This window comes from Aliivibrio finisterrensis, assembly GCF_008933155.1.
In the GTDB taxonomy this organism is placed as follows: Bacteria; Pseudomonadota; Gammaproteobacteria; order Enterobacterales; family Vibrionaceae; genus Aliivibrio; species Aliivibrio finisterrensis.
Genome location: NZ_WBVP01000002.1, coordinates 24,262 through 41,910, shown reverse-complemented (window position 1 = coordinate 41,910; position 17,649 = coordinate 24,262). Strand labels below are relative to the sequence as shown.

At 38.5% G+C, this 17,649-nt stretch carries 15 protein-coding genes and 2 pseudogenes; 9 read left to right on the top strand and 8 right to left on the bottom strand.

All coding sequences use genetic code 11. The features are described 5' to 3' along the window. Positions 1–242: 242 nt before the first annotated feature. Together nfsA and F8B77_RS02045 are read right to left on the bottom strand one after the other, a co-directional pair. Positions 243–965 carry an oxygen-insensitive NADPH nitroreductase gene (gene nfsA, locus F8B77_RS02050; protein ID WP_151653253.1) on the bottom strand — a complete coding sequence of 241 codons (723 nt, stop codon included), beginning with the start codon at positions 963–965 and terminating at the stop codon, positions 243–245. Between the two features lie 100 nt (positions 966–1,065). Continuing rightward, positions 1,066–1,265: pseudogene (locus tag F8B77_RS02045) on the bottom strand (TMEM165/GDT1 family protein); the annotation flags it as partial. Between the two features lie 87 nt (positions 1,266–1,352). Between F8B77_RS02045 and F8B77_RS02040 the strand changes: the two are divergent. Beyond that, the gene (locus F8B77_RS02040) at positions 1,353–2,264 is read left to right on the top strand and encodes a LysR family transcriptional regulator (RefSeq protein ID WP_151653251.1); all 912 of its coding nucleotides are present in this window, start codon (positions 1,353–1,355) and stop codon (positions 2,262–2,264) included. A gap of 361 nt (positions 2,265–2,625) precedes the next feature. On the opposite strand, the gene F8B77_RS02030 is transcribed toward F8B77_RS02040, so the two are convergent. From F8B77_RS02030 to F8B77_RS02020, 3 genes and pseudogenes are all read right to left on the bottom strand, one after another. Further along, positions 2,626–3,537, bottom strand: coding sequence for a YjjW family glycine radical enzyme activase (locus tag F8B77_RS02030; protein WP_151653249.1), 912 nt, complete (start codon positions 3,535–3,537; stop codon positions 2,626–2,628). Between the two features lie 12 nt (positions 3,538–3,549). Next, entirely contained in the window at positions 3,550–5,076 is a 1,527-nt protein-coding gene (locus F8B77_RS02025) for a YjjI family glycine radical enzyme (protein ID WP_151653247.1), read from the bottom strand. A gap of 120 nt (positions 5,077–5,196) precedes the next feature. Further along, positions 5,197–5,850 (bottom strand): annotated as a pseudogene (locus tag F8B77_RS02020) (AraC family transcriptional regulator); the annotation flags it as partial. Between the two features lie 15 nt (positions 5,851–5,865). On the opposite strand from F8B77_RS02020, the gene F8B77_RS02015 reads away from it, so the two are divergent. Further along, the gene (locus F8B77_RS02015; protein ID WP_244298163.1) at positions 5,866–6,603 is read left to right on the top strand and encodes a GGDEF domain-containing protein; all 738 of its coding nucleotides are present in this window, start codon (positions 5,866–5,868) and stop codon (positions 6,601–6,603) included. A 106-nt stretch (positions 6,604–6,709) separates the two neighbouring features. Here the strand turns inward: F8B77_RS02015 and F8B77_RS02010 are convergent, their stop codons facing one another. Continuing rightward, entirely contained in the window at positions 6,710–7,600 is an 891-nt protein-coding gene (locus tag F8B77_RS02010) for a LysR family transcriptional regulator (RefSeq protein WP_151653243.1), read from the bottom strand. A 206-nt stretch (positions 7,601–7,806) separates the two neighbouring features. Between F8B77_RS02010 and F8B77_RS02005 the strand changes: the two genes are divergently transcribed. The 4 genes from F8B77_RS02005 (at position 7,807) to F8B77_RS01990 (ending at position 11,377) form a co-directional block, all read left to right on the top strand. Beyond that, entirely contained in the window at positions 7,807–8,259 is a 453-nt protein-coding gene (locus F8B77_RS02005) for a DoxX family protein (RefSeq protein WP_130047569.1), read from the top strand. Between the two features lie 37 nt (positions 8,260–8,296). After that, on the top strand, positions 8,297–8,989 hold the full coding sequence (locus F8B77_RS02000; protein WP_151653241.1) for a pirin family protein: 693 nt from the start codon (positions 8,297–8,299) through the stop codon (positions 8,987–8,989). 306 nt (positions 8,990–9,295) lie between these two features. Further along, positions 9,296–10,039 carry a glycerophosphodiester phosphodiesterase family protein gene (locus F8B77_RS01995; protein ID WP_151653239.1) on the top strand — a complete coding sequence of 248 codons (744 nt, stop codon included), beginning with the start codon at positions 9,296–9,298 and terminating at the stop codon, positions 10,037–10,039. 42 nt (positions 10,040–10,081) lie between these two features. Next, positions 10,082–11,377, top strand: a complete 1,296-nt coding sequence (locus F8B77_RS01990; RefSeq protein ID WP_151653237.1) for an MFS transporter — start codon at positions 10,082–10,084, stop codon at positions 11,375–11,377. Positions 11,378–11,469: 92 nt separating this feature from the next. Here the strand turns inward: F8B77_RS01990 and yidA are convergent, their stop codons facing one another. Next, the gene (gene yidA / locus F8B77_RS01985) at positions 11,470–12,279 is read right to left on the bottom strand and encodes a sugar-phosphatase (protein WP_167512733.1); all 810 of its coding nucleotides are present in this window, start codon (positions 12,277–12,279) and stop codon (positions 11,470–11,472) included. 101 nt (positions 12,280–12,380) lie between these two features. Here yidA and F8B77_RS01980 point away from each other — a divergent pair, with 101 nt between their 5' ends. Next, complete coding sequence (locus F8B77_RS01980) at positions 12,381–13,031, top strand: tRNA (adenine(22)-N(1))-methyltransferase (RefSeq protein WP_151653233.1); 651 nt, start codon at positions 12,381–12,383, stop codon at positions 13,029–13,031. Positions 13,032–13,120: 89 nt separating this feature from the next. On the opposite strand, the gene F8B77_RS01975 is transcribed toward F8B77_RS01980, so the two are convergent. Beyond that, on the bottom strand, positions 13,121–14,062 hold the full coding sequence (locus tag F8B77_RS01975) for a YeiH family protein (protein WP_167512732.1): 942 nt from the start codon (positions 14,060–14,062) through the stop codon (positions 13,121–13,123). Positions 14,063–14,329: 267 nt separating this feature from the next. Between F8B77_RS01975 and F8B77_RS01970 the strand changes: the two genes are divergently transcribed. After that, positions 14,330–15,601: an MDR family MFS transporter gene (locus tag F8B77_RS01970; RefSeq protein WP_151653229.1), complete on the top strand. Its 1,272-nt coding sequence runs from the start codon at positions 14,330–14,332 to the stop codon at positions 15,599–15,601. 434 nt (positions 15,602–16,035) lie between these two features. Beyond that, positions 16,036–17,607: a phosphoethanolamine transferase gene (locus tag F8B77_RS01965; RefSeq protein ID WP_151653639.1), complete on the top strand. Its 1,572-nt coding sequence runs from the start codon at positions 16,036–16,038 to the stop codon at positions 17,605–17,607. The last annotated feature ends 42 nt before the right edge of the window (positions 17,608–17,649 follow it).

Below are 17,649 nucleotides of genomic sequence, written 5' to 3'. Positions count from 1 at the left end.
CTATTGTAGAATTGCAAAACCAAGAATATAAATGTGTGAGCGGCATTTAAAGGTATTGCTATTATAATTATTAAGTTTAGTTGTTTTGTAGATTTGTGCTGATACCAATTTAATTTCGTTAGTTGGTATCAAAATTAAAAATCCCAAGTATGGATAACGAGAACTTGGGATTGGTGACGCGGAAAGTAACATGAATAAGGAGTGACAAATACCCCTAAAAAGAAAGGGTAATGATGCTTTTGTTACTTAATTGCCAGTCCTTTATTACTTAAATAACCTTTAATATGTGGGCGAGATTCTTGTGATAATTTACCTGTGATTTGCTCTGACCATGAACTCTGTTTTTGATTACTGGTACGTGTTGCATAGTATGTCGACATGGTGTCGTCGTATTCATGGATTTTATTTTTATCGAGTGGCTGATAGGTATTTTCATGAACGATAACCTCTGGGCTTAAACGAGGTTTCTTTTGTGGTGTTTGAGCAGGGTGACCTAAACACATACCAAATAGTACGGCGGTGTAATCTGGCAACTCAAGTAAATCATCCACTTCTTGTGCGTGAGTTCGTAAGCCACCAATGTATACGCCACCGAGGTTCATTGATTCTGCCGCTAATAAACAATTTTGCGCCATGATCCCGGCATCAACAGCTCCAATTAGGGTTAATTCTGTATATTCCGCTTTTATTTCTGAGTTCATTTCATGGTGACGTTGAAAATCAATACAAAAAACCAAAAATTCCGCAGCCCCTTCCACATAAGGTTGACCGCCAGAAAGCTTAACTAAGGCTTTACGTTTATCTATATCAGTCACACGAATAATCGAATTTACTTGAAGTAAGCTAGAAGAAGAGGCTGCAATACCAGAGCTGATGATTGTATCTAATTGCTCTTTAGAGATAGGTTCGTTAGTGAAAGAACGAATAGAGCGGTGGTTTAAAATCGTATCGATAACTGGGTTCATAACATAGTCCATTATTCGGTTTGTAGGAAAAGTAAACAGCTTACATGAGTGATTTATCAATATTTCTTAAATCAAGAATAATCACTCATGCTCACTATGTCTACATGCCGAAGAAAGTCCCTACCGCCAAGCCTAGGAAGATCACAGCAGTAATACGGTGAATTAAGGCCAGTGGCAGCTTGTCTGCAGAGAATTTACCGATAAGAACAACAGGAACATTAGCAAGTAACATGCCTACGGTTGTGCCTAAAACACCCAATGTAGAGGACCTGCATTTTGATCGCCTAAAATAGAAGTCGCGGTGGGTACTAAAAGGTGTTATTTCTCATTTTAACTGCAAAGTGTTTTATAATGTTTCTTGATTTAAATTTTACTCGATGGACAATAATGGACCTTATTCAACTCTCTCGCATTAGCTTCAAGCATCTTACTGCGTTGCATGTCATGCTCTCTACACACAGCGTAACGCAAAGTGCTGAGATATTATGCATGAGCCCATCAAGTGTGAGTAAAACCTTATCTCAATTACGACAATTATTGGATGATGAGCTGTTTTATCGTGACGGTACGAAATTAATTCCAACCTCTTATGCGTTAAAAATTGGGCCCGTATTGCATCAAATTTTAAATAATATGAATGGGTTACTGAATCAGTCTACGTTTAAACCTAAAGACTTCTCTGGTAAGTACTCACTCTCAATGCGAGAAAGTACTTTTGAGATATTTGCCCCAATCATTAGTGATATTCTTTCGACTCAAGCGCCTAGTTCTCATATTGATATTCACTCAAAAGAGCAGTTGGGGTTTGATGCCTTATTAAATGGCCAAGTTGATGTGATTTTACTGCCACATGATAGAAGTCAGCCGCCAACAACTGAAAAGCAGCTGGTTTGGGAAACGGTGATCGAAGATGAAATGATTTGTCTTATGAGTGCCGACCATCCCTTAGTTGATAAGGAGTTAACGGTTGAGGATTATCTAGCTTATAAACATATTGGTATTTTTGATAAGGAATTAAATGTCCCTTATTTTGAGCAGTGTCTAGCTCAGCAATACCAACCAAGGGACGTCGCGATTTCAGTCGCTGATTTTGGCAGTGCAGCGACCTTGTGTCACCACACTGAATTTTTATTTACGAGCTCTAAAAAATGGGCAGAAATGGCAAGTCAGGCGAAGGGGTTAGTGATAAAACCGATGCCATTTGATTATGGGCAGGTGGTGTATAGCATGGTTTATAATAAATTAAGTATTAATGATCAGGCGGTAAGTTGGTTGTGTGATCGCATTAAAGAGAAATAAGACATCTTGCTTAGGTAATTAATGTTACTATTTTTGGATAAATATTAGCGTCACATTTTATGTGATGTTTTATAACTATTTGTTTATCAAAGCAGTAAAATGGTCTACCACAAGAACAGATCACCGCAGAGCACTCTTTACAACGCATATACCCAAGACAGTTGAACCAAGATGATAAAGGTCATCAAGATGTGTTGAATATACACTTAGAGCGTTATCATTTGCCTCTGAGCAGATTCAGCATTGGGAATTTAAAGGATTGTTTTCGAAAAAAGAATCTAAAGAAAACCGCTCACAAGGTGTCGGTCGAAATAATCGATACTTGACTGCGGTATTTTCAAAATAACCAATAACCAAAGCATTAAGTATAAATCAATGGGATGATCACTGATCGCCCTAATCTCATCACTAACTTGGCTTCAAACTCTTCCATCTGTACTTTACTGCATTTATCCCACCCTAGCGCTTCACCAATTACGCCATGATGTTGGAATGCATTTAAACGGATAGTGATATATTCGGGTAATGTCTTTAAATACTCACTAATAGCATCGATTTCACACAATAAATCGGTTTTATGTGGAATGTACAACAGTCGAATTTCGTGCAATTTTTCGTGCTTAGCTAATAGATTGATCGAGTGTAATACGCGATGATTCTCTCTACCGACTAACCATAGATGCGTGTCATTTTGCCATGCTTTTAAATCAATCATAGCCCCATCTAAATAGGGTAGAACTTTATTCCAACCTTGCTCAGACAGACTGCCATTGCTGTCTATGAAACAAGTAAGGTGGCTTAATGATTTTTCGGCTTTGATGGCTTTAAAGTATTCAATAATAAAAGGTAATTGTAAGGTCGCTTCACCACCAGAAATCGTAACACCACTCAAAAATGGCGCGTGTTTTTTGGTGAATTCAATCAGCTTTCCTACCGTATACGTTGTTATTTTTGGGTTTGATTTACTTGGGCAGACATCAATGCATTTATCACATTGAGTACACAGCGCTTCATTCCATATGACTTTCTTGCTTGGTGAATCATCAAAGGTTAATGCACCTGTTGGGCACGGTTCAACGCAATCACCACAATGATCACAGTGATTAATGGTATGAGGGTTATGACAAGTTATACAATCGTAATTACAGCCTTGTAAGAAGATCACAAGGCGGTTTCCTGGGCCATCAACACAAGAAAAGGTCAGTACTTTACTGACCAATCCTGTTTTGTTGTCGCTGATGTTATCGCCAGAAAAAAGCTCAGCGTTAACCATAGTAATGATTTCTTATTCTGCGTACGTAGGTGTCATCTCTAGCGCTACAACACGAGGTGTACGGTTCAATACTTCCGTGTTTTTCGCCGCTTCTGCTCCTAAAAACGTCGTATTGGTTCGAGACCCTTCTGCGTCGTATTTAGCAATATCAGACAGTTTTACCATGTAACCTGTAATACGAACTAAATCGTTAGAAGCAACATTGGCGGTAAACTCACGATAGCCTAATTGCAGTGCGCCTTTTGCTAGGTTAAACATCGCTTCAGGATTTGATTTAACCGTTTCATCAATGGTCAAGATATCACTGACACCAGAGGTGTAATATTGATGGTGCTCAGCAGTGGCTTGCACATAAGATACTGGATCTGGCTCTGTGCCATAAGGGATGCGAACACCTGGAGTGACCTCAATGTCTAAGCTAATGCCACCTTGTGCATGAAGCAATGCTTTCCCGTGATAGCCGTGTATTACCTCGGTTGAATCAACAATTTCTGAGAGCTGTTTTGAAATAGCATGACCTAATTGGTTTGCTATTTCATCATGACCGTATTTTGCCTCAACGCCTTCTTTTTCCATAAGAATATTAACGGCTTCAGCCATGCCGTAAATACCAAACATTGGAGCGAATCGGTCTTCACTAATCAATCCTTCTTTGGTTAAAAAACCCTCAAAGAAATTTGATTTTTCATGTAAGAATGTACTTCTTGTATTAATTAAGCCAAACATAACGTTGCAGTAATTAGGTAGCACGTTATCAACAAAGTCCACTTTATTTTGGGCTTTTTTAGCCACTTCTTTTAAGTTCATGCGGACAAGAGTGTTAGAGCCACCTGCTAACGGTAGCGAGTTGTAGCAACTGACGATGCCAAAGCCGGTGTTATTGTACGCTTTTGCGTGTACTGGGTAATTTGCAATGTGAGGTTTACTGCACTCACAAATATTTGAAGCCGCTTGACGAAGCAGATCATCTGGTGTGATCTCAGCATCGTACATAAAGGTTAAGTTAGGTGCTATTTGCTTTAATTCAGCATCAACACGCAAGATAGTACGGCAAATAATGTTATCTGTTGGGCCAATGTTTACATGCATGAAGGCATCAGGTAGCGTGCGATCAAGCATGATCCAAAAACGTTTTATTTTTTGGTAAATTTCTTCATCACTAAGGGTACCAACAAAAGGCATGAGCACAGTATCAAGTTGGCCAAGATAAACAGGGATAGAAGTAACAGAAGGGACATGATGATAGATTATAGTGAGTAAATTTAATGCATCATCAAAATCTTCGGCCGCAGATAGCTCTAGGTATTTTGAACCTTGAGATAAAAACTTTGCGTAATCAGGCAATACATAACGAGGTTTAAAAGGGGCGTGGCCCTCAAACATATCACACAGAATGCCATCATCCAGTGCTTGTTGAGTATCAGAGTCAATCTCCATATAAGGCAAGCTAGCCTCAGCTTCTAATGCTAAATATTGTGATTTCTGTTTTGGAGAAAGGTTTGCATCGGTAATGATGCTATAGAAACGTTCTTGACTCATGATAAAACCCTTTTTATTAGTATGGGTTTATTCTAATGGAATAGTGTGATTTCTTTTAGTGAAAGTATGCGAAGTACTTATTTCTATTTTGGAAATATAAGATAATTGTAGTCGATATGTTCACATAAATCGCCCTGGTGTCTCACCTGTGTGTTGTTTGAAAAAGTGAATAAATGCGCTATCACTAGAGAACTCTAATGAATGAGCAACTTCTGAGACGCTTTTATTTTCAGCAAGATGTTCAATAGCGGTAAGTAAGCGCCATTGTTGTCGCCACGCTTGATAAGGCATCCCTGTTTCTTTTATGAATAAACGTGAGATGGTTTTGCTACTGGCCCCAATTTGAATCGACATTTCATTTAATGGCTGGGGAAGGAGCGCCTTTGTGGTTATTTTATTTAACCATGCAGTGAGTCGTTTGTCCGTAGGCAAAGGAAGGGTGAGATCGTATTTTTCAGCATGAAGTAATTCCTCACAACATAAAGCCAGAGTATTGGTTTGCTCATTGCTTGGTTTATCCCACTCCCAAAAGGCCATTCGTTCAATAAGTTCTTTCAATAAGGGGGTAATGTTAAAGATGGCGAGTTCGCTAGGTAAGTTATCAATAACTGACGGATCAAAATAGAGCGATCGATAAGCGACAACATTTCTCATGACAGCGCAGTGTTTCACGCCTGCTGGGATCCATGCGGCTTTGGTTGGTGGAAGTACACAGTGTGAGCCATCCAGAGTAATACTCATGCATCCGTGCGGAGCAAATAGTAGTTGAGCTCGCAACGGTTAATTCAGGTGGCTGTTGTATTTAGCCTGATAGGCTCGGTTCAGGTGTATTTGTATCAAGAGAGTCTTTGGTTTTTGCTCGGAATGGCAAGTGTGGTTGCTGGGTTTGGTATGGCTATTCCTAATATATTTAGCACGGCACTCGTTAATTATAAACACCAAGTAGGAACTGCTGGAGCTAGTGAACTTCGTTTACCTACGGGTAAATCTGTCTATTCAGCAGATAAGAGAAACGTTTCATCATGGTTGGAGCTCGTTGATGTAGCAAGATGTGATGCATTATTGCAATGTGGGAATCGTCAGGCTTTCGCTGAAGATTTAGCTCATTATCAAAAACGCTATAGAGATTCAAAAGCAGAATGGAATTTGGGAGTATTCATATTAGATGTAAATGGACTCAAAGCAATTAATGATCAATATGGTCATGACTTAGGTGATGAGTTAATCAGAACAAGTAGTTCTCACATTTCAGCATTATTAAGTGAAAATGGCTCTCTTTATCGAATAGGTGGTGATGAGTTTGCTCTTTTAACTAAGGGAATGACCAGAAAAGAATGCACACTCTTGGCTGAACAACTACACGTAAGTCAAGAGAGCTTAAAATTCTTTGATAAAGAAGGAAAAGCGTATGATGCGAATTACTCTATTGGTTGGTCATGCTCAGATAATGCTGATTTGTTTAAAATGTTTACTATTGCTGATGAGTCTATGTATCAAGATAAGAGGGAGTATTACTTACATTTATAATGGTGCAGCACATTTTAATTAATGTGCTCTATTTCTTTACGATCTAATTAATTCAGTGCATTTACTTGCCAATAATCAATGCTTTCAATGATCGTTATAAAATAGGTTACAGCCACTTTTTATGCACTAACTCTTTTGCAAACCATTCACACGCTTTGCCATCATTATCTTTATGCCATGCAATAAATAAAGGTGGGTTAACTCTTGGCACTGCGCATTTCTTCTCAATCAAAATACCGTCGTTTAGCTGTTGTTTAATTAAATGGCGAGGTAAAAAACCAACACCAAGCCCCATTGTCTGAGCCTCAATTTTAGCCTGCATGGTTTTAAAGCGAATTTGTTGTTTGCTCTTAAATAGACCAGTGTCTCTGGTAGGCAGTAATAAAGAAGAATCAGACACAATTAAGGAAGGGTACAGCAATAAATCACTGGCTTCGATAGGCCGTTCTATGAGGGCCAAAGGATGACTCTGACTTACTGCAAATAGAAAGTCGACTCTACCAATTTCTTTTATTTGATACTCGCCTTTTGGTAAATGATCTGAAACGCCAATGGCAATATCAGTACGGTTACTATGTAAGGCATCCCAACCGCCACCGAGTGATTCTTCAGAAATAGTAATATTGGTATCATGTTCTAATTTATTGAACTTAAGAATAGACTCTAGCAAAGGAGTTAGCGGGATAATGGTATCTCTTGAGATGATAAGGTTTCTTTCCCACCCAGAATCAAGCTGCTTTACTGCTGATTCTAATTTATCGGTAGCGATTAGAATTTCTCGCCCTTGCTCTAGTATCAACTTACCTGCAGAGGTCAGTTGGGCTTTCTGTTTTGAGCGATCAAACAAAATTACATTAAGGTCATCTTCGAGCTTTTTAATGGTATAAGTGAGTGCTGAAGGGACTTTGAATAAGGATTTAGCTGCAGCGGCAAAACTGCCTTTTCTATCTATGGCATCTAATGCTCTTAGTGCATCAAGCGTGATGGGTGATTGCATGACGATCCTTATTCAATCTATATTGAGTCGTAATCTGACAGAATTGAATTAATACTAGACCTCTTACCTTATCATGCCAATTTTTATATTCAAAAAATTTGAACGGTAAGCTCAAATACTTCCAATTTTCTTTACGGACCGATTATCTATACTGATTAGCAACGACAGAGGGATCTTCTCTTAGACTTAATTGGTAAGGAAATAAAATGAAACAGAAAATTGAACAACTATTAGCTTCAAACGCAGGGTTTAACACATTAGCGCTTCGTATTCCTGTGGGCATTATCTTTATGGCTCATGGCGCTCAAAAACTGTTTGCGTGGTTTGGAGGTTATGGTTTATCTGGCACGGGGCAGTTCTTTGAATCAATTGGACTAGCACCGGGTGTCGTAATGGCATTTTTAGCAGGCAGTGCTGAGTTTTTTGGTGGCCTATTTATTATTCTTGGTTTGCTGACTCGACCATCGGCGTTGGTATTGGCATTTACTATGTTGATTGCGATTGTAAGTGTTCACTTACCTAATGGATTGTTTATGTCCAATGGCGGTTATGAGTTTGGTTTAGCACTATTAGCAGCGAGTGTGTCTTTGATGTTATCTGGTGGAGGTAAAGTAGCGGTAGATAACTGGTTAGCAGATCGACTTTCTGTGCAAAAGTAATGTTTAGTAAATTTGAGTGATAATAAAGGAGAAGATGATGTTTGAATTAAGAAAAGCGAATGAGCGTGGTAGTGCAAATTTTGGTTGGTTGAATGCAAAGCATACCTTCTCCTTTGGTCACTACTATGACGTGAATCATATGGGATTTGGCCCATTACGAGTGATTAATGAAGACCGAATTAAACCTGAAGGTGGCTTTGCCCCTCATGGTCATGAAAATATGGAAATCTTAACCGTTGTGTTGTCAGGCGTAATTGCCCATAAAGACAGTATGGGACAAAATGAGAAGCTTGTACCGGGTGAATATCAGTTGATGTCAGCAGGGTCAGGGGTTCAACACAGTGAGTTTAATCCCTCTTCAAATGAAGAATTGCATTTATTGCAAATCTGGATACAACCGAATGTATTTAATGGTGATCCGAGCTATCAACAGAAACCTTTCCCTCAAGAACAAGGTTTTGTAGATATAGCAACGCCAACAGCGAGTGAAGGCTCATTTTTAATTAAGCAAAATGCGGTGATAAAGCAACTTATTTTAGAGCCAAATACTCAGCAATCACTTTCTATCGAGTTAAGTAATAAGGTCTTTGTACAAAGTATTAACGATGGGTTGTCGGTTGGTGAAAGGGAGCTAAGTTCTGGTGATGGGCTTAAAATAACTCAGGAATCAGAATTATTATTTAGCAATAACAGTTCAGAAAAAGTTAAAGCTATCGTTTTTATTATGTAACTGTCTTTGTTCTTACTGGTGATCTGCACTCTACATTAACCGCTATTTCTTTGATGAGTTGGCGGTTTTTTTATGTCTGATAAATACTCATAGTTACTGATTTTGTTTATTTTGAGGGTTATACCAGATTTAGTTCTACGTTATCAGTATCTTACCGTAATTAATAATGTTAACTGTTAGACAAAAAAACAGATAAAGCTCCAATTCGAACGTTCGAATGCGCATTATGTTCGTTTGTGTCACATTTATGTCATGCACTTCGCGTTATCATCGCTCCCATCTTCTAACACGTTAAATAGGTTAACAATGAAAACATTAATAGCGCATCGTGGAATGTCTTCTCTTGCCCCTGAAAATACCCTTTCAGCTTTCTCTTTATGCAAAGAGCATGGTGTTCAATGGTTTGAATGTGATGTGGATATTCTTCAAGACGGTACGGTCATTATTTCTCATGATGATACGTTAGATCGTTGTACTGATAAAAGCGGTCGCTTATGTGACATTAGTAGCGCTGATTTGTCTTCTATTGATGCAGGCAGCTGGTTTAGTGATGATTATATTGATGAGCGTTTACCTACTGTTCAACAATTAATCGAAATGGCGAACGAAAAAGAACTGAATTTAAACATTGAAATTAAGTCGTGTTCAGCAAGTGCGAAACTAAGTCATCTGTTGATTGATAATTTGATCATTGCTCTTAAAGAATTAGCGCCAGAAAGAGAGCTGATTATTTCAAGTTTTAACCACCTTGTATTATCAGAGTTTAAGCGTAAAAGTCCTCAAACTAAAATTGCGTGTTTGTTTGAAAGTCATAACTTATGGGATGACTGGAATTCAATTATTGAATGGTGTGAAGCAGATTATATTCATCCTGAAGAGAAAGGCCTAACTCGTGAAATGGTACAAAAATTCAAAGCATCAGGCATTAAAGTCAATGTTTGGACTGTGAATGATTTAGCTCGTGCAAACGAACTGTTTAATTGGGGAGTTGATGGTATTTGTACTGATATAGCACATCAATTCCCATCGAAATACAAAGCTAGAAAATAATAATTACAATATTAAAAACAATAACGTGAAAGGATACCCGCTATGAACTTATTTGAAAAAATAGGGTTTACCAGTCGAAACCAACTATTTGGCTTCTTCTCAGTCGTGATGTCAGGACAGATCATTTACTCTGCTTTTGAGGCATTTAAAGGCACATTCTACAATTTACTTTTAGAAGTTCTTCAAATAGACAATACCCAAATGGGGATCTTGTTTACGCTGATTGGTTCAGCGATGTTCTTCTATATTCCGGCTGGCTGGGTCAATAACCGCTTTTCTGTAAAATCCATTTTAATCACCAGTTTGAGTATTCGATTTTTGAGCATGATGGGGATTATTTTCTTAGAGCCCGGTTTTAGTGTTCTGGTTGTGATTGCGGGTCTTTGGGGCTTAGTCGATGCAGCATTCTGGCCTGCGGTTGTGAATGGTGTAACGTTAATGTCTGGCGATAAAAACAAAGGCATGGCATTTGGCTTGTTAGAATCTGTGCGACGCGCGGCTGAAATGAGCATGAATGCTGCTATCGTTGGTATTATGGCACTGGTTGGCGGCTCTATTCTTGTCTTCCAAGGCGCGATTGTTTTCTACACGTTACTTATTCTTCCTATGATTTTCTGTGTATGGAAATTTGTGCCAGATAACCACATGGAAATCAAACAAGGTGAAAGCAAAAACAAAGAAGCGTTAAAAGGTTTATTTCATGTATTGAAAATGCCAACGGTATGGTTAGCAGCGATTACGTCTTTAACGGTATATTGGATTTACATCACTCTAATTTACACGGTTCCTTATCTACAAGCGGTATTTGGATTATCAACAGCACAAGCGGCGGTTTTCGGTATTATTAATACCGGTGCAATGGGTGTAGTTGCTGGTTTGGTTGCGGGTTCGATTGCTGACTTTGTCTTTAAATCTTCAATTAAAATGATGTTCTTTGCATTAGGTTTAACCGCAGTTTGTTTAGGCGTCACTATTGCGTTGCCTAAGACTGAAGGAATGCTAATGATGAACATGGTGCTACTGATGTGTTTCTCATTCAGTATTTTCTTAGCAAAAGGAATTATCTTAGCACCAGTGGCTGAAGCTGGAGTACCAAAAGATTACAGCGGCTCTGCAATGAGTGTGGGTTCGTTTGCGGCTTACGCTTCTGTGTTCTGGGCTTATGCATTGAATGGCTGGATTATCGATACTTACCCTGCGATTGAAGCCTATCAAATGATCTTTGGTATCGGCTTAACAGTTGCGGTACTTGGTATGGTGTGTTCACTTATCCTGATTTCACTGAAGAAGAAAAACGGGGGCGATCAAGAGGGCAAACTGGTTGAATCAGAAGCTTAATTATCTACTGAATTAAATAAAACCCCAGAGTGTGAAAATACTCTGGGGTTTTGTTTGTTAGGTATGTTGAGTTATCAATATAACGTAAATGATTAAGCGTTCAGTACAAACTCTTCAATCACTTTAGCGACGCCGTGATCATTATTGCTAACGGTAATATGGTTCGCAATTTCTTTGATATCATCAGTCGCGTTCGCCATTGCAACGCCAAGACCTGCGTATTTGATCATATGCCAGTCATTGCCCGCATCGCCCATGCAAATAACTTCATCTGCAGTAATACCAAGATGATCCGCCAGTGCTTTTACACCGACGCCTTTATTGCTGTTTGGGTTTAAAAACTCCAAGAAGAAAGGCGCACTTTGTACAATAGTAAATTGCTCATATAGTGCTGTGGGCAGTTGTTTGATGGCAGCTGAAAGTAGTTCTGGCTCATCAATCATCATCGCTTTCATGATTTGTTCGTCATCAGCCAGTTCTTCAAAATCAATAACTGTAATTGGCATACCTGTGATGCTAGATTCATGCTCGGTGTAATGATTTAATTGTGGGGTAATTAAGCCTTTTTCTTGAGAGAAAGCATGAACATGAACCCCAAGCTTTTTAGCTAGCTTAGCAATGGCTTTTGCATCAACGCCCGTAATGATTTGGCTGCGGATCACTTCTTCACTTTTTACTTTTTGAACCAGTGAAGCATTGTAGCTAAGAACATAGTCGTCCTCAGTAGTCATTCCTAATTCTTCAAGTTGTGACTTCATTCCGTTGATTGGGCGACCTGAAGCTAATACAACCACAACGCCTTTTTCACGAGCTGCAGCAATCGCTGCTTTGTTTTCTGCTGAGATTTGTTTATCTGAATTAAGCAGAGTGCCATCCATATCCAGTGCGATTAATTTATACATCATAGTTACCATTGGATTAAAAATACTATTAGCTAGCTTACCTGAATTTTATGAAAAAAATACTATATACTGTCGCTGATTTTTACTACTGATACAGGCTAATGAAGTTAAGTTCTCGATTAGATACCATAAAAAATAAAGTTACCGATCACTATGATCATATTTGGGATTGCTGTTGTGATCATGGCCAACTAGGTGTTGCTTTGCTGAGCTCACAACCTAAGAGTGTGATCCACTTTGTTGATGTCGTGGATGAGCTGATGGTTGATCTTGAAAGTCAGCTTCAAAAACACGCATCGGCAATTCAGTCTCAGTGGCAAGTGCATTGTATGGATGTCGCCAATTTACCGTTAGTTAAGGGTAAAAAGAACCTGATTATTATTGCAGGCGTTGGTGGGGACTTGTTGATTGAGTTGGTGCGTTCTATTCAGACACGTAATAGTGATATTGAGCTGGAGTTCATTCTTTGCCCAGTATTACATAACTATATGGTTAGATGTGAGTTGGTAGAGATGGGCTTTGGTCTGATATCAGAAACAGTAGTAAAAGAGAACAAACGCTTTTATGAAGTGCTGCATATTAGTAATCAAGCAGCAAAACCGATTGCGCCTGTTGGAAGCGATATGTGGAATTTATCAGATAGTGATCATCAAGAGTATCTAAAAAAGACTATTTCACATTATCAACGAATGGAAGTGAATCTTAAATGTACGAGTAGGGTAACTGAGCTGTATCTTGGTATTTTGAATTGAAAAAAAATGCGACAGCCTTAATTATTTAGTATGTAGCTATTTATTAAAAATAGGACTTCATGTAAAAAGGCTGTCATTCAGTAAGTTAGTTATGAAGCGTAATTCATAATATAAAACAGCGAGGTTGTTGATATCACAATCCACAAACTAATACCAAAGATCAATGGTTTTGCGCCCGCCGCTTTTATTTTTTCAATCGAAATACCGCAGCCGATAAAGAATAAGCACAGAACTAAGAGCTTTTTCGATATATCAAAAATGCCTTCATAAACTAGATTGAACTGCGGTAGGTTATCGCTGATTAAAATAGCTAAGCAGTAGAAAAGGATAAAGTAAGGGATCGTGATTTTTTTACTGTTGCTACGAAAAAGAAGAGCACTAATAAAGGCAACAGGAACAATCCATAATGCACGCGCTAATTTAAGCGTTGTTGCTGTTTTTAATGCTTCTTCACCGTATGCAGAAGCAGCACCAACCACGGATGAAGTATCGTGAATCGCAATAGCTGCCCAAGTACCAAAGGCGTGTTGGCTTAGCTCTAATGCATGGCCAATGACAGGAAAAATGAATAGTGCAATTGAGTTCAATACAAATACGGTAGCTAAAGCAAGACCTGTAGATTCTTCATCGGCATTAATCGCAGGAGCAACTGCAGCAATAGCACTACCGCCACAAATAGCAGTACCCGATGCGATCAGATGGCCTGTCACTTTATCCAGTTTCATCAATCGTGCTAGTAACCAACCTAAAACGAGTGTGCCCACAATGGTTGATAAAATAATACCAATTCCATTTGAAGTTGCTTCTATTGCTTCATTCAGCTGAATACCAAACCCTAAGCCAACAATAGAGTAAGCTAATAATTTTTTAGTGACTTTTCCCAATGCAAAAGTCGTGGGTACAAAACCAAAGCTTGCTAAAGCAAAACCCATAACTAAAGCGGTAGGTGAACTAACCCAAGGGGTGAGCGTTAATAGTGCAGCAAGATAAAAAGGAAAGTAATGTTGCAAATGGGATTTATTAAAAGTCATGTTTATTATTCGTAGGTATAGATAAAGCAAAGATATCACTTTTATTCTGTTTAGTAAGTTTAATAATTCAATATATTAGGTTAAATAAACCTTAACATAAGTAAGGGTTTTAAAAATGATTCGTAATGCAGCGCAATAGACTGGATCTCTTAAAAATAAAAGTAAATTTAAGAGAGTTACACTCTTATAAATTCAAGGTTAATCGGTATACTTTTTAAACAAAGAAAAATAATAAAATGGCTAGGTAGCAGATCCCAAGGAGGGAGTATGGAAGAGACAAAAACAGCGGATGGAAATAGTGGCGTAGAAGAAACGGAAGAAAGTGGAAGCGTATTACAATGGGGACGCCTTTCTCGTTTTAATCATATTATCTGGACGGTATTGGTTGGAACTCTTCTAGCGCGAACTACGTATTTTATGGCGTGGCCCTTTCTTATTGTCATTTTATATCAAGATTTTAATGCCAGTGCAGTAACGGTAGGGGCTATTTTAGCAGGCTCGGCAGTGGTGGGTTCATTTACGGGACTATATTCTGGTTGGTTATCTGATAAATTTGGCCGTAAGTGGGTGATGGTTTCAGGCTGTATTATTGCGGCGTTTTCGTATTCAGGAATTGGTCTTGCGAACTCTATTTTTCAGTTATTTGTTTTAGTCGGTATGTGCGGCTTAATGCGACCAATGATTGAAGCTCCTGCAAAGGCGGTGATTGGAGATAACCTAGACGATGACAAAGACAGAGAACTCGCGCTTAATGTTCGTTATTTCTTCATTAATGTAGGTGGGGCTATTGGTCCTTTAATTGGTATTACTTTAGGTTTAGCTCATCCCAAAATTCTGTTTTTAATTACTGGAGTTACCTATTTAGCTTTTGGTCTCTTTTTGTTTATCTCTTTTGCTAGAAGTAATAGCGAAACATTGCTGTCTAAAAGGACAAGTGATGTAACGTCTTTTTTCTCAACCGTTCGGATCATCAGTAAAGATAAACTCTTTATTAAATTGATAGCCGCAAATTTAATTATGATGTTTGTCTATGGTCAGTATGAATCTTCGATCCCTCAAGTTATTGTTCGTACCGATATTGTCGATGCTGCCAAGTTTATTAGTGGCTTGGTGTTAGTAAATACATTAACAATTGTGGTCTTGCAGTTTCCGATGTTAAAGCTACTTGAGAATGTTCCACTATTTACACGTACTCGTATTGGTATGGCGATGATGGCCCTGGCGCAAATTGGCTTTTTAATGGTACCTATTGATTTTCCTGTTGGGTGGCTAATGGCATGTCTTATTTTAAGTGTGGGAGAGGTGATAGCCTTCCCAACCTTGAATGTACAAATAGACCAATTAGCGCCTAAACATTTACGAGGAAGTTATTTTGGTGCCGCCGCGATTTACGGGCTAGGGTTTGCACTTGCTCCTCTCGTTGGCGGAGTGCTTATTCAACTTGGTGGTGCGAGCCCTCTGTTTATTGCTTGTTTTATTCTTTCTTTACTAATGATTGGTTTATATAAGTGGGCGGAGAAGGAAATACCAAGTAATTAGTTCGGTGTTGATTTAGTCGAAAGGTAGGTTACTACCGCACTATGAACAGGGACTCTTTGGTATTTTATTTTTAAGCATGTTTAAAGCGTTGGGTATTTGCAGACAAATTGAAATCACCAATAATTAAGGTAGGAATATAAGGGGAGTAATCCGCTAATCATATAATAACTTGTTGGTGTATATTGTACTCTTAAATTCAATGGCTGTTTGACTTGTCTTTGCTCTTTAGTATAGGCGATAAAACAGATTTTGGAACAGGGTCGAGAATTGCACAAATTATTCATGTTAATAATGAACTACAGCGGATCATAAGTCTATCTTCAGTGAATCTTAAGTCTGATGTGTAACACTTATTTCATTCTCTAAGAACCTGAAGGTATGCTGTGCTGTCCAATCTGATTTCAAAACTTAAAAGCCAAAAAATAACCATAAAAATGGTGTCACTGATTATTTTTGTATCCCTGTATTTTGCCGTGGTATTTAACTATCCAATTAATGAAAAAATTTACCAACTCTCTCAAGGTAACGGTCTTTTTCTGTTTTTAACACCTGCAATTCTTACCTGTGCTTTTATTATTATTTTCTCAATAATTGCTGTGCCTTACTTGTTCAAAGGTATTGTGATTATTTTGACTCTTACCTCTTCGATGGCGTTTTATGCCGCATTGCAATATAACACCATGTTTGATTATGCAATGATAGAGAATATCTTTGAAACCAACGTTGGAGAAGCTTCTTCTTATTTAAGCTCGGCTTCTATCGGTTATTTTATTGTCTTTGGTGTACTTCCATCATTGTTTTTACTAAAAGTAATCCTGATCCGCAATACTTCATGGGGTAAAGAACTATTCCATCGTGCAGCATTAATTAGTGTTGCGATTGTGGGGTTGTTGTTGATCTCTGTTTTCTATTTTAAAGATTATGCCTCGATTGGTCGCAATAACTCGTACCTAAATAAAATGATTAACCCTGCCTATGCTTTCAATACGGTTAAGTACATTAATAATGAATATCTAACCGCACCTTTGGACTACATCACAATCGGTGAAGATGCAGAGATAATTCCAGTGAAGAACGGTAAGCCAACCTTAATGGTTGTGTTGGTTGGTGAAACTGCTCGTGCGCAAAACAGTGCTTATAATGGATATGAAAGAGAAACCAATCCATACACCAAAGATCTTGGTTTGATTGCTTTTCAGAATGTGACGTCGTGCGGAACAGCAACAGCCCACTCTTTGCCATGTATGTTCTCTAATATGGTGCGTACTAATTACAATAGAGACCGTGCCAATAACCAAGATGACGTATTAGACGTGTTGACTCATGCTGGTGTTAAATCGGTATGGATAGATAACGATGGTGGTGACAAAGCGGTTGCCAAGAACATTAAAAAAGTGATGATTAGTAATACCTCTTCAGATGAATTTTGTAATGGCTCAAGTTGTTATGATGAAGTGTTATTACAAGGCTTAGATGAGCGAATTCAAAATACCACAGGAGACCAACTGTACGCACTGCATATGATTGGTAGCCATGGCCCAACGTATTGGAAGCGTTATCCTGAGAATATGGCGGTATTTACCCCTGCATGTAATCGTAGCGATATCGAAAACTGCAGTGATGAAGAGATCACCAATGTGTATGACAATACCTTAGTTTACACCGATTACGTAATAGCGCAGACGATTGCAAAGCTAAAAACGTATTCTGATAAATATAACGTAGTGATGCTATACATTTCAGATCATGGGGAATCGTTAGGTGAAAATGGGTTATACCTTCATGGAGCACCTTACATGATAGCGCCTAAAGAGCAGACTCATGTGCCTTTCTATATTTGGATGAGCGATGATTATGCGAACCAAAAAGGCATAAATAAAGCCAGTGTTATCAGTAAAGCGGCAGCGGGTGGTTTTTCCCATGATAATTTGTTCCATACGTTACTTGGCTTATATGGCGTGAAAACTAGCGCGAAAGACAATAGTTTAGACATTATGGCGAACTAGTTAGAATTGAGTTCATCATATTAGAAATGGGTTAATCATGAG

What these genes read in the sequence shown, in the direction of transcription:
- nfsA (WP_151653253.1), bottom strand. Translation starts at nt 965, where the DNA reads ATGAACCCAGTTATCGATACGATTTTAAACCACCGCTCTATTCGTTCT.
- F8B77_RS02040 (WP_151653251.1), top strand. Translation starts at nt 1,353, where the DNA reads ATGGACCTTATTCAACTCTCTCGCATTAGCTTCAAGCATCTTACTGCG.
- F8B77_RS02030 (WP_151653249.1), bottom strand. Translation starts at nt 3,537, where the DNA reads ATGGTTAACGCTGAGCTTTTTTCTGGCGATAACATCAGCGACAACAAA.
- F8B77_RS02025 (WP_151653247.1), bottom strand. Translation starts at nt 5,076, where the DNA reads ATGAGTCAAGAACGTTTCTATAGCATCATTACCGATGCAAACCTTTCT.
- F8B77_RS02010 (WP_151653243.1), bottom strand. Translation starts at nt 7,600, where the DNA reads ATGCAATCACCCATCACGCTTGATGCACTAAGAGCATTAGATGCCATA.
- F8B77_RS02005 (WP_130047569.1), top strand. Translation starts at nt 7,807, where the DNA reads ATGAAACAGAAAATTGAACAACTATTAGCTTCAAACGCAGGGTTTAAC.
- F8B77_RS02000 (WP_151653241.1), top strand. Translation starts at nt 8,297, where the DNA reads ATGTTTGAATTAAGAAAAGCGAATGAGCGTGGTAGTGCAAATTTTGGT.
- F8B77_RS01995 (WP_151653239.1), top strand. Translation starts at nt 9,296, where the DNA reads ATGAAAACATTAATAGCGCATCGTGGAATGTCTTCTCTTGCCCCTGAA.
- F8B77_RS01990 (WP_151653237.1), top strand. Translation starts at nt 10,082, where the DNA reads ATGAACTTATTTGAAAAAATAGGGTTTACCAGTCGAAACCAACTATTT.
- yidA (WP_167512733.1), bottom strand. Translation starts at nt 12,279, where the DNA reads ATGTATAAATTAATCGCACTGGATATGGATGGCACTCTGCTTAATTCA.
- F8B77_RS01980 (WP_151653233.1), top strand. Translation starts at nt 12,381, where the DNA reads ATGAAGTTAAGTTCTCGATTAGATACCATAAAAAATAAAGTTACCGAT.
- F8B77_RS01975 (WP_167512732.1), bottom strand. Translation starts at nt 14,062, where the DNA reads ATGACTTTTAATAAATCCCATTTGCAACATTACTTTCCTTTTTATCTT.
- F8B77_RS01970 (WP_151653229.1), top strand. Translation starts at nt 14,330, where the DNA reads ATGGAAGAGACAAAAACAGCGGATGGAAATAGTGGCGTAGAAGAAACG.
- F8B77_RS01965 (WP_151653639.1), top strand. Translation starts at nt 16,036, where the DNA reads ATGGTGTCACTGATTATTTTTGTATCCCTGTATTTTGCCGTGGTATTT.